Source organism: Desulfonema magnum, assembly GCF_017377395.1.
Lineage (GTDB): Bacteria > Desulfobacterota > Desulfobacteria > Desulfobacterales > 4be13 > Desulfonema_C > Desulfonema_C magnum.
In genome coordinates this window covers 7,761,933-7,775,530 of record NZ_CP061800.1, presented here as the reverse complement: position 1 = coordinate 7,775,530, position 13,598 = coordinate 7,761,933, and the positions used below count along the sequence as shown (strand labels likewise).

The following is a 13,598-nucleotide window of genomic DNA, read 5'->3' as shown; positions in this document are numbered from 1 at the left end:
TTTTGACACGGTTACACTTAGCCCATTTCATTTTCACGCAAAAAATATAAAATGATCGCTAATTGTTAGCCCCCTATTAGATTAATGTTAAAAATTTGTTAATATCAAAATATCTAAAATTCATTAGATATCCCGCTATATTTTTTTCTCTTGACTTTCTAAAAAATAATTAATAAAAGAATATTTTTGTACAAAAAATGTACAAAAAAATATTTTTTTTATTAATTTTTAGAAAATAATAAAAGTACATGGAAGGAGGTTAAAAAAAATATCCCTTTTTTATCCCTTTTCCATGTATTTTTTACAGATTTTATTTTTTATATGAAAGTGTTAGGTGTCAGGTGTTAAGTGTTAGGAAAACCAGCAAAATTTTCATCATTCTTTGTGACCGGCAGCTCATGGCCGTTTATAAAAAAACAAGAGGGTTAAGTTCTTAATAAATTTTTAATGCCAATCTAATAATAATCTGACAATCAAGGATTATAATTTTTATTTTTAAATGGATAAAAAATGAGTGTGTTTAAAAAAGAAATCGAGACCAAAAGGGTTATCTTCAATGTTCGTCTTGATCTGGCTGAACGATTAGAAAAAGCAAAGAAGGATGCCAAGGTCTTTGGCAAAAAATTAGACACGGACAATGCCATAGACAACACACTGGAAAAGTTTTTGAAAAAAGCTGAAAAAAGAATTGCCGAGATGAAGAAAAAAAAGGAAAAGCCCTTGAAAACTTTGGATGTAAAAAAAACTGATAGCAAAATCAAAACAGCGAAACATGATTTGCATCAGGAAAATAGCGGGAAGAGCATAAAACTGATTCAACCCAACTAAGGAGGAATAATGAAAAAAAGCGAAGTAAAAATAAAGAAAACCATGGATGCAGATGCGGTAAAAACAATTCTTGATGATGTTGTGAAAAGCTTCAAGGAAGGCACGGTTTGTATTGAAAGCGGTAAAGAATTTGTGGTGTTGAAACCCTCCCAACAGATTGATTTTGAGATTGAGGCCGGAGAGAAAAAAGGTAAGGAAAAACTGGTGATCGAAATGAGCTGGCGACAGGATGCCCTTGAGCAGGAACCTCAGAGCCTTCTTAAAATATCAAGCAGTGAGCCTGTTGTAGAGGAACCTTCCCCTGAAAAAGAGGAAGAAGTTTCCTCTGTGAAGGAAGAACAAGTTCCTGGTGCAAAAAAGGAGATGAAAATCGAATCCGGCGGCTCTCCCAAATTTGAGAAATAGTATCAGGGATTTGGTGAAAACGACCAAAAAATTCCTTCCATCTTGTTCCCGCGCTTCGCGTGGGAACACTGCGTTCTGATCCTCATTATTACCTTAAATTTATTATGGATTCGATGTCAAATGCATCTCATGTCCTTAGGGTAACTCTGCCTTTGAATACCGCGTTCAATAGTCTTTTGCTTCAATTTGCCCGGCCTATTTCACATCCGGCCTACCAGCCATTTTCAGATATTCTTCCAGATTCAAAGCGTTAAAATTTAGGGGTAAATATTCTTTTTTCAAAATTTAAAAATATAACCTACTGAATTTATATCTTTATATGTAGAAATCCAGCTTAAAAATTACCAATAAGTTCAGTCAACAGAAAAAAACCTGAACATCGGGTATTAAAACTTGCAAATTATAACTGAGATGTGTATGTTTTGAAAATCTGTCAACAATTACAGGGATGTCGGATAAGGAAAGGAAAGGAAAGGAAAATTCCCCTTCTTATCCCCTTTCCCTGTAGTTTTTTTAATTTTAAGGAAGACGATAATGAAGCCATTTGAAAAAAAGAAGCACTTGTTCAGAACATACATTTTTGTTTTTGTCTGTACACTTTGGTTGTCAGCGCCATGTGCAAGCGCACAGGAAACTTATCCGGTCATTTTTGAGGCCACACAAAAAGCAGTGCTTTCCGCAGAACGTTCCGGTGTTCTGACCAGCCTGAAAGTTGATGCAGGAAGCGCCGTAAGAAAAGGCGCTGTTATTGCCCGTGTGAATGTGGGAGATCTGGATCTGCAAAAGAAACGGAGCGAGCTTTCCCTCAGACATCTCAATGTTAAAGTAAAAAACCTGGAGCGACTTCTGCAACGAGGTCTGGCAACGGATGAAGAACTGGCCGAAGCCAAGACACAAAAGGATGTCACTTATACGGACATCCAGATTTTTAAGCGGCAGATTTCCAAATCACAGATTCTGGCTCCTTTTCAGTGTACTGTCATTCGTCGTCATGTACAACCTCATGAATGGGTGACCGCGGGACAGCCAGTAGTGGAAGTGGTTGCTCCCGGGAAACTCCGGGCTGTGGCAAATATTCCTTCCCGCCTGGCAGTCAAGCTGGAAAAAGGTGCCACCCACACATTTGAAGTGCATGACTTGGAAATTTCAGTTTCCGGAACCGTGGAGGCCGTGGTCCCGGAAGTAGATGAACTCAGTAATACAGCCCAGGTGATCTGGAATGTAGAGAAATCAGAAAAAAATTTATTGTCGGGTATGAAGGGCGAGGTCCGTATTAGTGACAGTGAATTGAAAATTGAAACTCGAAACTCGAAACTCGAAAATTGAAACTTGAAACTTGAAACCCGAAATTTGAAATTTGAAATTTGAAACTTGAAACTCGAAATTTGAAACCTGAAACCGGGCAGATTTATAATCGCGGACAGGGACAGCAGGTTCCCGGTCAGCAGCCGGGTAAGGGTGAGTTAACGCGTGAAATGGTTCTGGCGCGGTTTATCCGCTTGTGTTCAGCAGTGCTTTCCACCCCTTTATCCCAGGAAGCGGCTGCGCTTGTCGTAAACCGTATTTCAGAAATTGTCCGTGTGGACCGGGCCGTTCTTGTCCGTCTGAGCGGAAAGCATCCGATTCTTGCGGTAACTGGCGGCGGCATGGCTGCCCAGGACACTTCATTTGCTGATGCTGTGGAAATGTTGCGCCGGGAATATCGGAAACGACAGGACCCTGTCATCCTTCCCCATGTGTCTGAGGGGAAAGATGCTTTCCCGCATTCCGCTCCTCTCAGAAAAGTACAGGCGGCCATGGGAGGGACCAGTATATTGTGGCTCCCGCTCTGGCTGGACAGAGATGCAAAAGCACCTGTTCCTTATGCGCTTTGGCTGGAACGCTGGAACGGTCTTGGCTGGGAAAAAGGGGATGTGGAACTGCTCCAGCACGCCGCTCTTTTCCTGGGACACGGCCTGGTCCGTCAGCGTACCAGGATTCACTCCAAAACACGCATAATGCAAACAGCAATGATTTTAATTTTGCTGTTTTTTCTTGCATTGCCAGTGACATCGAGTGTCACGGCCCCGATGCAGGTAGTTCCGGACCGTCCGCATCATATTTTCGCGCCAATGGACGGGATTTTAAAAGACCTTCTTGTTCTCCCGGGTCAGTGGGTGAAAAAAAATACTGTATTGTTTCGATATGATGCCCGGGTACTGGACAAGCGTCTGGATGAAGCCCGCCGGAGTGTTGCCGTGGCCCGGGCAAAGCTTATCCGTCTGGAAGGTGCAGCCCACCGGGACCGGGAAGCCAGAGCAGAATTGCCGGTTCAGCAATTAGAGGTGGAGCGTGCCCAGGCAGATGTGGTTTTCTTTGGAAAACAGCGGGACCGTGCCGAGGTTCATGCCGGAAACCCGGGGGTCATTGTACTGGATGATCCGGATGCCCTTGTCGGAGCCGCACTTCAGACAGGGCAGGTTGTTCTCAGCGTGGCGGACCCTTCCCAGACCAAGATTCGTATTATGGTCCCGGCGAGCGATGTGGGATTTCTTAAAGAGGGGGCCAGGGTGAAGATTCGTTTGGACAGTGATCCGTTTCAGACCCTTCCCGCGGTCATCACAAGAATCGGCTTTGAAATTAAGCTTTCGGAAAATCAGGTCCCGTCGGTACTTGCAGAAGCAGTCTGGAGCGATAAAATTCCCCAAATTCAGCCGGGTCAGAAAGGCGCTGCAAAAATTTTGGGCGAATCCACCCGCTTGGGAATTCAGATTCTGAGAAAGCCCCTGATTAAGCTGCGGAGTTTTATCGGGCTTTAGAAAAATGTGTTAGGTGTTAGGTGTCAGGTGTTAAGTGTTAGGTGTTAGGTGTCAGGTGTTAGGTGTTAGGAAAAACTCTTAAACTTTTATATTTTGTTGTGACCGCATATCATACAAACCAATATTTTTTTGATTCAGAGCATGTCTGAAAAGTCCTGGCAGGGGACGGCGTATTTGTAGTATAAATATATCGCCCCGTCTGTTCTGAGTCCCGTGGGGACAGCATATCCGGCAGGCAGAATATCCGTAAGTAAGTACCCGATCAAAAGTTTTTATATATTTTTTTCCGCGAACGGCGGAGAAACCCGGCTTTTTCCTTCAGGGGCGGCGGATCATTCCGGGAAAAAAGCCGGGTTTCTTCCCGGGGCAGCTATCGGAAACTTATGGTTAGGTACTTAAATATACTGTCCCAGCGGGACTCTGAGACACAAGGCATATCACCGGCTACGAATATACCGTCCCTGTCGGGACTTTTCAATCATGCTTTCAGTGGTCATGCGCTTTGGTTCTTGACAAAGTCCGGAGTTGAAAGTAATTTGCTGTCATGAATCTTGTGTCTGCTGGCAGGAATGGTTTGGGAAATACCCCGGATGGATACGAGAGCGTAACCCAAACAGAACATTTGTAGGAATATCAGCTATTCAGAAATATACCCATTATCAGCGGATGGAAAAAATTTATACCTATTTTCGTTCCAATGCTTCGCGTCCCGGACACAGGCTGAATCAGAACGTGAAACGTCCGCGTTCCCACGTTAAACGTCACTGGGGAACGATCCCCGCGAGCTTGCCAAAGTTTTTTTCCATATGCTGATTATGAAGCTCGTTCAGATTTGGCTAGTTCAATCCGCTCCCGCAGGATTTGATAATCCCGCGAAAGCGTCTTTTTTTGACCTGTTGAATGGATATGTTGTGTTCTGTATATGAAAGACTGCATGGAGGAACATATGGAAAATAACTATTTGGCTTCTCTTAAAGGGCAATTTCTTATGGCAATGCCCGGGCTGGCAGATCCGAATTTTGCCCTTACAGTCACCTGTGTCTGCGAACATACTCCGGAAGGGGCTGTGGGGATTATTATAAATCAGGTTCATTCTTTCCTTTCTGCAAAGGATATTTTTGATGAACTTAAAATAAAGTATAAACCCGAAACAGCGTCCATACCGATTTATCTTGGCGGACCTGTCCATATGGGAGAAATATTTATTCTCCACGGCCCTCCGTTCGGGTGGGAAGGATGTGTCATGATTACGTCCACCCTTGCCCTGAGCAATACCAGGGATATTCTCGAAGCCATTGCCATGGGCGGGGGACCGGAATCTTTAATTATTGCTCTCGGATGCGCGGGCTGGGGTCCCTACCAGCTTGAATCGGAGATCAGGCAAAATTCATGGCTGACAAGCCCTGTTTCTGAGGATATTATTTTTGATATATCCGTTGATGTACGATGGAAAGAGGCAGTACGAAAAATGGGAATAGACCCGGATCTTCTTTCGGATACGGCAGGCAACGCCTGATTTGCATTTCATCATCTCCTTGCCCCGGTTTGGCAGGACCCGTCATCACATATTACAGCTATTCTTTTTCCGCTTCGGCCGGCTTTACCTTTTTTGATTTTGATTTGGGTTTCTTTTTTTTAAGACAAATTTTGTCCTTTCTTACAAACGCACAGAGTTTGGGATTATAATATTCCTTGCAATTCAGAGGATTATATAGCGGGCATTCAGGATGTTTTTCTGACATAGACCTATGTTTCCCTTCATAATTTTAGATTCTGTTCTTGATCTGAGTTCAGCCCGGGTGTTCTGCGTTCCGGGCATTTCCAAATGAACATAAACTATTTTTTCTATCCTATACCACAAAAACTCAAAATTAACAACCCCATCCTGTCCATTAACGCTCCAAAAAATGAAGAACAACAAATCAGGGAATTAACCATAAATCATTTTGACAAGGCTGATATATTGTAATAAGAAATATTTAAAACAAATCATTGAGCATTTTTTTGGGGGAGACATTAAGGCGTTATTAATTATTTATAATGGACACATATCATTTTTTAAAAAACGAACTTTTAGACATCACCCGGGAGATGTCCGCTTTGTTCTCAAATGTGAAAACCATACCGGGAATGAATCATCACTCTTTTAACGGTTGGGAAAAAACATGCGACAATATCCATCAGCAGCTTTCAGAAGAGGTCATCCGGGTTGCTGTCGTGGGACCCATAAAATCCGGAAAAAGCACATTTGTAAATTCACTTTTTAACGGGGATTATCTGAAACGGGGGGCCGGCGTTGTCACCTCCATTGTCACCAGAATACGCAGGGGACAGTCCCTTAAAGCATCACTCTGTTTTAAATCTTATGATGACATAAACGCGGACATAGAGCAGGCCATGGTTTTACTTCCCTCTTTAAACCGGCAGGCAGGAGATCACGGATTTGACATCAGAAAAAAAGAGGACCGGGAAACGCTTGAGCAGGCGCTTGGGAATTTAAAGGCAGACCTGCTGATCAGCAATGACACCCGCAATATGAACAGTGTGCTTCTGACATCCTATCTGGAAGGATATGAAAAGGTGAAAGATGTCCTTTCTTCTGATACTGTGATCCGGGAGTATGAGGGGGATTCCTTTGCCATGCACAAGGATTTTGTGGGGGATGACACCCTTGCTGTTTATCTGAGGGATGTGCAACTGGAAATTCATACCGGAGAGGTTGACAGCAACATTGAAATTGCAGACTGTCAGGGAAGTGATTCCCCCAACCCCCTCCATCTTGCCATGATTCAGGATTATCTCCTTCTGACGCATCTGATTGTCTATGTGATCAGCAGCAGGACAGGGGTACGTCAGGCAGATATCAAATTCTTATCTATTATTAAAAAGATGGGAATCATAGATAATATCCTGTTTGTCATCAATTTTGATTTTAACGAGCATGAATCCGAAGATGATCTTAATGCGCTTGTTGAAAAGATAAGAGCAGAGGTTTCATTGATAAAACCGGACCCTGAGATTTATACGTTGTCAGGGCTTTTCAACTTGTTCAGCGCAAAAAAAAGCAGGTCTGAAAAATCCGATTCCCCGGAATCTGATTTTAATCCCGCGGGGTTTTATGATTTGTCACCAAAAGACAGCCTGAGGCTCGCGCAATGGGAAAAAGAAAAAGCGTTTTCAGATTTGTCAGCTCAGGAAACAAAGCGTTTTGAATCTTATTTTAATCATAAGCTGACAACGGAGCGTTATGCCCTGCTTTGTAAAAACCATCTTGAACGTCTCGGCGTGATCTCATCCGGCGTGGAACATTGGATTCATATTAATACAGATATTCTTTCCGGAGACGCTCATAATGCCAATGAGATGATTAAAAAAATAAAGCGTCATCAGAAAAAGATGAATCAGATAAAGGCCATGACGGAAACCACACTGAACGGCACGGTTAAAAAGGTCAGGCACACCGTTAAAGCAGATATTGATCGGTTTTTTGATACCCGGTCCGGTATTTTCACGGGGGTCGTCGGATTTATCAGAAATTATAATGTATCATATTATGACAACGGGGGAAACAGCGTTGGTTCATTAGCCAGCGCGGATTTTTCCAATTCCATGTATCTGATGTTCCAGGAATTCAAACAGGCTGTTGATTCGTTCATGGCTGAAACCATAAACCCTGATATCATCCGGTTTATAAAGGAAGAGGAAAAAAAGATCAGGGAGAGTCTTGAATCCGTGGCAGAGCCTTATGAGGTCATGGTACAGGAGGCGCTTGACGAATATAACAAGATCATGGAACGTTTCCAGCTCGCGCCGATTCAGGGGGATCAGCACAAGATTGAGCTTCCGGATACAGAGCTGATAAAACAAACTACGGAATTGAAATTTCCGCCCATGGCCGCGTCCATGCGATACAGCGCAAAGATAAAGACTGAGGCCATTATGCACTTTGGTTTTTACACGGCTGTCAGGTTAATTAAAAAACTGTTTAAAAAGCCGGTTGAAAACGAAGCTGAAAGCTCCCTTGCCTTAAAAAAGGGCGTGTCGCGTCTGAAACAGGAAACGGAAAAAGCAACTGCTTTTCATTTTAAGGACTACAGGGAGAATATAAAATTTCAATATGTTTTCAGACTGGTTGAGGCATTTTCAACCATCCTTTATGATATTCTTCTTGACCGATTACACGCGCATACCACGGATATTTCTGAAATTGTCAATCTGATCAATAAAAAACAGATTGATAAACACGCGGCATCCCAATTGCTGAAAGATATGGAACTGGCTTCCCGGGGAATAAATACAAGGATAGAAACATTAAGAGAAAAAATGGAGATATCGGATATCCGGCCAAACTGATTCTCACGGGTCATTCCATATTCTCACGGATCATCCCAAACCCTCCGAGGTTTTGAAAACTTCGGAGGTCTGCAAAGCTCCCCATAAGTAAGTACCTCATCAAATATTTTGTGCCATTTTTATTGAAGCTGATATTTGTTAATTCAACATTTCACATTATAATTTGGGTATAAAATTTTTGCTGAGGTACTTACCTGATCATAAGTTTCCGATATTCCCAAGGGAAAGAAACCCGGCTTTTTTCCCGGAATGAGCCGCCGCCCGTGAAGGAAAAAGCCGGGTTTCTCAGCTGTTCACAGAAAAAAATATGTATAAAAAACTTGGTCGTCCTGCAAAGGTAGTGATTGAATCCCGTTCAATCCTCCGGATATCAGGACACTGAATTTCATTCATCACTAGTTGTGCAGGACTACCAAAACGTCGAAAACCTGCTGGCACCGTCTGTTAGGAAAATTGCTTGAGGAACTTCTGATTCCGGTCGGGATTGAAGTGCATACAGAGATAGAGGTGATGGCTGATCCGCCAAAAGCAGATATTCTGCTACTGAGGAGAACGCATCCGGCTTGGACTCCGGAACAACTGAAACGCCTGCCCGACGGCATAAGAGACAGCGGTGCAGATCATATTCTTCTGGAATTCAAGTATTCCGAATCAGTGGGGCTGTCAGCATTTCGCCAGGCTGTGGGATATGATTACTTTTACAAGGATTCCAAAGAACTGACAGGACGCGAGGTACAGACCTTTCTGATCAGCGCAAAGACGACCAGAAAATCAACGCTGGACAAATTCGGTTATTCTCCGACAGACCGGGCTGGCGTGTATCGGAGCCTGCATCCGCTGTTGGAATCGGTTCCTCTGCTGATTCTGAATGAACTTTCAGAAGAACCGCATAACGCTTACATCAAATGTTTTGCAAGCCGGACAGAGATGAAAAGAGCTGCTTTCAGAACGCTGAAAGGCCAGAATATCGGCCTGTTTTCCATGAAACTGCTCTGGTTTCTGCAAGGGTTGTGGAAACACTGGTTTTTCAAAGGAGGTGCGCCAATGAAACAGGAACTGACCCCCGAAGAGGTCATTGAAATGGGGAAAATATGGGGAGATATTTATCTTTCAACTCTGCCTCCCGAAGAACGTCTCAAAGGGCTCGGACCCGAAGAACGTCTCAGAGGGCTCGGACCCAAAGAACTTGTAAGAGCTGTCGGAATAGAAGAACTTCTGAAGGGAATGTCTGTCAAAGAAATTGAGGCTTACCTGCGAAAACGTAAAAAGAAAAAATGATATGCTGACGGCAAATGCCCCCGATATTTTCAAAATTTCAAAATCTCTCCCTTCCCTCTGCTGACTGACCCTCAACAAACTCTCAGAAGAACTTCATAACGCTTACATCAAATGTTTTCCTCGTTCCCACGCTTTGCGTCACTGCCATTAAGTTAAGCTTCCGGAGTGCGAAAATTATTTTTCGCACCCTCGCCGGAAACTGTTTTTGTCACTTCGGATGCTCCTTAACTTAATGGCAGTGACGCTTTGCGTGGGAACGCCTTCCGGACACTTTGCGTCATCTGTTTCCAGATTTTGTGTTGATTTCTTCCTTCAACCCAGTCACCGCTTATATCGAAACAGAAGGCCCCCTGAACACTCTCCTCACTCCGTTGATTCTTTTTCAGAAGAAGTGACTTATGGCGTGAAATAGGACATTTTCCAAATGAATCCAAATCATTGTATAGCCAAAGGGATATACTGACGCCGTCTCTGTATCATTTTTCTACTGTCAGAGCAGGAAATGACTACCTCGGAATACACCCTCCGCCCCATTGACGCATTCTCAAAGATGAAGTAATTTCAGAGTCGAAGTTGGGGAGAGCTTTGAAGCAACCCCATGTAACTCAGGCGGCGGAGCTATGTCAGGGCGAATTCCTGAGATAAAGGTGGAAAATCACTCCCCCCGAATACACCTCCCGCCCCATTGACGCATCTTCAAATGTGAAGTAATTTAACTCTCGAACTTGGGGCGGACTTTGAAGCAACCCCATGTAACTCAGGCGGCGGAGCTATGTCAGGGCGAATTCCTGAGATAAAGGTGGAAAATCACTCCCCCTTAATACACCTCCCGCCCCATTGACGCATCTTCAAATGTGAAGTAATTTAACTCTCGAACTTGGAACAAGATTTTAAGTAGGTTTCAGGCATGTAATTCAAAGGGCGGAGCTATGCAATTTTACAAAATTACTTTCCGTCAGTATGAAAAATAAATTCCATTGAATACACTTTTTACTCCATCTTCCAAAACAAATAATTTCAGTCTGTAAAACTTCTGTCAATGGCAGATAACTTTAATTTCCGAAAGCCTGGGAGATTTAAGAAATGATTTTACAATACAATTCAAGAGACATGCCCGTATCTTTGACTTGAGATGTCTTATATTAACGGTATGCGTTTTTATCATTATCGAGAAAGCGGAAATTCGGCCACACGAATTTTTGCTTTTTCGAGAATGATATTACCTGCCAATGAATTTGTCAGTCGCCAATAAACAGCAATAGGATAAAAAATGAATACAAAAAGCTTCTTTTCTAAAAAACGAATTCTTGTTACCGGCGCATGCGGTACGGTCGGCAGGGAACTGGTCCGCCAGCTTTTGGAGGATCACGCCATTGAACTGGTGGGCGTGGATAATAATGAAAGCGAGTTGTTTTTCCTGGAACAGCAGTTCTCAGAATACGGTAATGCAAAATTCTTTATGGCGGATATACGGGACGGGGCGAAACTGACACGTCTTATGCAGGACATTGATATTGTCTTTCATACAGCCGCCTACAAGCATGTGATTCTCTGCGAAAGGTCCCCTTACGAGGCCGTTCAGACCAATGTGCTGGGCGTCCAGAACATCATCCTGGCAGCCAGTGAGAACCATGTGGAACGGGTGATTTTTACCAGTTCGGACAAGGCCGTTAATCCCACAAATGTCATGGGCACATCAAAACTTATGGGCGAAAGGCTGATGACTGCCGCTGACAGCAAGCAGCACAATGGAAATTTTGTTTTTGCTTCGACCCGGTTCGGCAATGTTCTCGGATCACGCGGATCAGTGATTCCCATTTTTCGTGAACAGATTCGCCATGGCGGTCCGGTTACCATCACTGATCCGGGAATGACCCGCTTTATAATGAGTATTGAAGAGGCGGTGGGCCTGGTAATTGATTCGGCTTATATTGCCCAGGGCGGAGAGGTCTTTGTGACCAAAATGCCGGTGATAGCGATTAAAGATTTGGCGGAAGTCATGATCCGGGAACTGGCTCCTCAGTATGGCCACCAACCCGAAGATATTGAAATCCGGACCATCGGTTCCAAGCCCGGCGAAAAAATGTATGAAGAACTCATGAACGAGGAAGAGACAAGACGAACCTGGGAACTTCCCCAATATTTTGTCGTGCTTCCCGCATTTACACCGGTCTATCGGACTGCAAAATATAACTATCCTGAAATTACTTCCAAAAACGTCACCAAATCCTATCATTCCGCAAACGAGAAAGCAATTACTCAGGAAGAACTGACAGATTTCCTCCGGACAAACAAGCTGCTTGAAGAAGATGAAAAAATGCTTCCTGCTGAACGGTATTGGCCTGATAAATAGAACAAGGAGTGCAAAAATAAAATTTTTGCATATTCTGAGTGAGACAAAGCGGAACGCAACACACGAACAACTTCAACAACTCAAAATCAGAAACTTATGAGAATTTACATAGGAGAATATTCATGCGTATTTTAATCCTTGGCGGCGACGGTTATCTCGGCTGGCCTACGGCCATGCATCTCACAGCCAAAGGACATAAAGTGGCAGTGGTTGATAATTATCTTCGCAGACACCTGTGCCGGGAAGAGGATGTGGAACCGCTCTTTGATGTGCCGAATCTGCATAAAAGAGCTGATCTGTGGAAAGCTGTCTCAGGCTATGATGTCCCGATGTTTATCGGGGACCTGAGAGAGTGGGATTTTGTGGAGCAGGTTTTTAAAGATTTTACCCCGGAAGCCATTATCCATTATGCTGAACAGCCGTCTGCGCCTTATTCCATGCTTAACCGCCGTGCAGCCATGCTCACGCTTCAGAACAATCTGGACGTGACAGCGAATGTTGTTTTTGCTGTGAAAGAATTCTGTCCTGGAGCGCATATCGTAAAGATCGGCACCATGGGCGAATACGGCACACCGGATATTGATATCGAAGAAGGCTGGATTGATATTAAGCACAAAGGAAGAGAGCATCGTTTTCTCTATCCCCGTCAGGCGGGCAGTCTTTATCACACAACCAAGGTGATGGATACGGATCTGCTCTGGTTCTATGTGCGGATGTGGGGTATCCGGGTGACAGACCTGATGCAGGGGCCGGTGTATGGTCTCATTACCGAGGAAAACGAGAAAGATGAACGCCTGTTCCCGTTTTTTAACTATGACGAGATCTTTGGCACGGTGCTGAACCGGTTTGTGGTCCAGGCCGTTGCCGGGTATCCGCTGACTGTGTACGGAAAGGGCGGACAGACCAGGGGTTATCTGAATATCAAAGACACGCTGAACTGTGTGCGCCTCTCGCTGGAAAATCCTGCAAAGGAAGGGGAACTCCGCATCTTCAATCAGTTTGTCGAGACCTTTTCCGTGAATGAACTGGCCGATAAAGTTCAGCAGGTTGGAAAAGGGCTGGGCCTGCCAGTGGAGGTCAAAGCATTGGAGAATCCCCGGAAAGAGGCTGAAAATCATTATTATAATCCCTCTCACACCGGGCTTCTGGAACTGGGCTTGGAACCGAATTACCTCACTGATGACGTGCTTGCACAGATGATGGAGACGGTGATTCAGCACAAGGATGCTATTGATAAGAATGCGATATTCAGAGGGGTTAGGTGGGAATAATTCTCGATAGATCGCTTGGTTCGGATTGGCAAAGCCGAGTATTTCAGATTACGACTAAAGTAGAATATTTCTCCTGCTGAATACTCTTTTCGCCTCATTGACTTGTTTTTGCGAAAGAGGTATTTTAGCTCTCGAAGTTTGGGCGAGGTTTAAAACGGTTTGGCCTGTGTAATTCAAAGGGCGGAGCTATGTAAGCCTGATTTCAGTCCTCGCAGGTAGCAATATTCCTATTGCTGAATACTCTTTCCTTCTTATTGATTTATCTTCACGAAAGAGATATTTCAGGTCTCGAAGTTTTACCTATATATTTAA

The 13,598-nt window shown here is 43.9% G+C and carries 10 protein-coding genes; 9 read left to right on the top strand and 1 reads right to left on the bottom strand.

The genetic code is table 11. The annotated features are described in order from the left end of the window. The first annotated feature begins 510 nt into the window (after positions 1 to 510). From dnm_RS29795 to dnm_RS29775, 5 genes are all read left to right on the top strand, one after another. Positions 511 to 828, top strand: a complete 318-nt coding sequence (locus tag dnm_RS29795) for a hypothetical protein (protein ID WP_207680495.1) — start codon at positions 511 to 513, stop codon at positions 826 to 828. A 9-nt stretch (positions 829 to 837) separates the two neighbouring features. Continuing rightward, entirely contained in the window at positions 838 to 1,233 is a 396-nt protein-coding gene (locus dnm_RS29790) for an amphi-Trp domain-containing protein (RefSeq protein ID WP_207680494.1), read from the top strand. A 534-nt stretch (positions 1,234 to 1,767) separates the two neighbouring features. After that, positions 1,768 to 2,559 carry an efflux RND transporter periplasmic adaptor subunit gene (locus dnm_RS29785; RefSeq protein ID WP_207680493.1) on the top strand — a complete coding sequence of 264 codons (792 nt, stop codon included), beginning with the start codon at positions 1,768 to 1,770 and terminating at the stop codon, positions 2,557 to 2,559. Positions 2,560 to 2,597: 38 nt separating this feature from the next. Then, the gene (locus dnm_RS29780; protein WP_207680492.1) at positions 2,598 to 4,031 is read left to right on the top strand and encodes an efflux RND transporter periplasmic adaptor subunit; all 1,434 of its coding nucleotides are present in this window, start codon (positions 2,598 to 2,600) and stop codon (positions 4,029 to 4,031) included. Positions 4,032 to 4,977: 946 nt separating this feature from the next. Then, positions 4,978 to 5,547: a YqgE/AlgH family protein gene (locus dnm_RS29775; protein WP_207680491.1), complete on the top strand. Its 570-nt coding sequence runs from the start codon at positions 4,978 to 4,980 to the stop codon at positions 5,545 to 5,547. Positions 5,548 to 5,605: 58 nt separating this feature from the next. On the opposite strand, the gene dnm_RS29770 is transcribed toward dnm_RS29775, so the two are convergent. Further along, complete coding sequence (locus dnm_RS29770) at positions 5,606 to 5,773, bottom strand: hypothetical protein (protein WP_207680490.1); 168 nt, start codon at positions 5,771 to 5,773, stop codon at positions 5,606 to 5,608. 358 nt (positions 5,774 to 6,131) lie between these two features. Between dnm_RS29770 and dnm_RS29765 the strand changes: the two genes are divergently transcribed. From dnm_RS29765 to dnm_RS29750, 4 genes are all read left to right on the top strand, one after another. Then, positions 6,132 to 8,384, top strand: a complete 2,253-nt coding sequence (locus dnm_RS29765) for a dynamin family protein (protein WP_207680489.1) — start codon at positions 6,132 to 6,134, stop codon at positions 8,382 to 8,384. A 453-nt stretch (positions 8,385 to 8,837) separates the two neighbouring features. Next, positions 8,838 to 9,662, top strand: coding sequence for a hypothetical protein (locus dnm_RS29760; RefSeq protein WP_207680488.1), 825 nt, complete (start codon positions 8,838 to 8,840; stop codon positions 9,660 to 9,662). Between the two features lie 1,270 nt (positions 9,663 to 10,932). Further along, positions 10,933 to 12,015, top strand: a complete 1,083-nt coding sequence (locus dnm_RS29755; RefSeq protein ID WP_207680487.1) for an SDR family NAD(P)-dependent oxidoreductase — start codon at positions 10,933 to 10,935, stop codon at positions 12,013 to 12,015. A 122-nt stretch (positions 12,016 to 12,137) separates the two neighbouring features. Then, positions 12,138 to 13,286, top strand: a complete 1,149-nt coding sequence (locus dnm_RS29750) for an NAD-dependent epimerase/dehydratase family protein (RefSeq protein WP_207680486.1) — start codon at positions 12,138 to 12,140, stop codon at positions 13,284 to 13,286. Positions 13,287 to 13,598: the final 312 nt, after the last annotated feature.

Bases quoted from the DNA above. Each gene is read 5' to 3' on its own strand.
- dnm_RS29795 (WP_207680495.1), top strand. From the start codon at position 511: ATGAGTGTGTTTAAAAAAGAAATCGAGACCAAAAGGGTTATCTTCAAT.
- dnm_RS29790 (WP_207680494.1), top strand. From the start codon at position 838: ATGAAAAAAAGCGAAGTAAAAATAAAGAAAACCATGGATGCAGATGCG.
- dnm_RS29785 (WP_207680493.1), top strand. From the start codon at position 1,768: ATGAAGCCATTTGAAAAAAAGAAGCACTTGTTCAGAACATACATTTTT.
- dnm_RS29775 (WP_207680491.1), top strand. From the start codon at position 4,978: ATGGAAAATAACTATTTGGCTTCTCTTAAAGGGCAATTTCTTATGGCA.
- dnm_RS29770 (WP_207680490.1), bottom strand. From the start codon at position 5,773: ATGTCAGAAAAACATCCTGAATGCCCGCTATATAATCCTCTGAATTGC.
- dnm_RS29755 (WP_207680487.1), top strand. From the start codon at position 10,933: ATGAATACAAAAAGCTTCTTTTCTAAAAAACGAATTCTTGTTACCGGC.
- dnm_RS29750 (WP_207680486.1), top strand. From the start codon at position 12,138: ATGCGTATTTTAATCCTTGGCGGCGACGGTTATCTCGGCTGGCCTACG.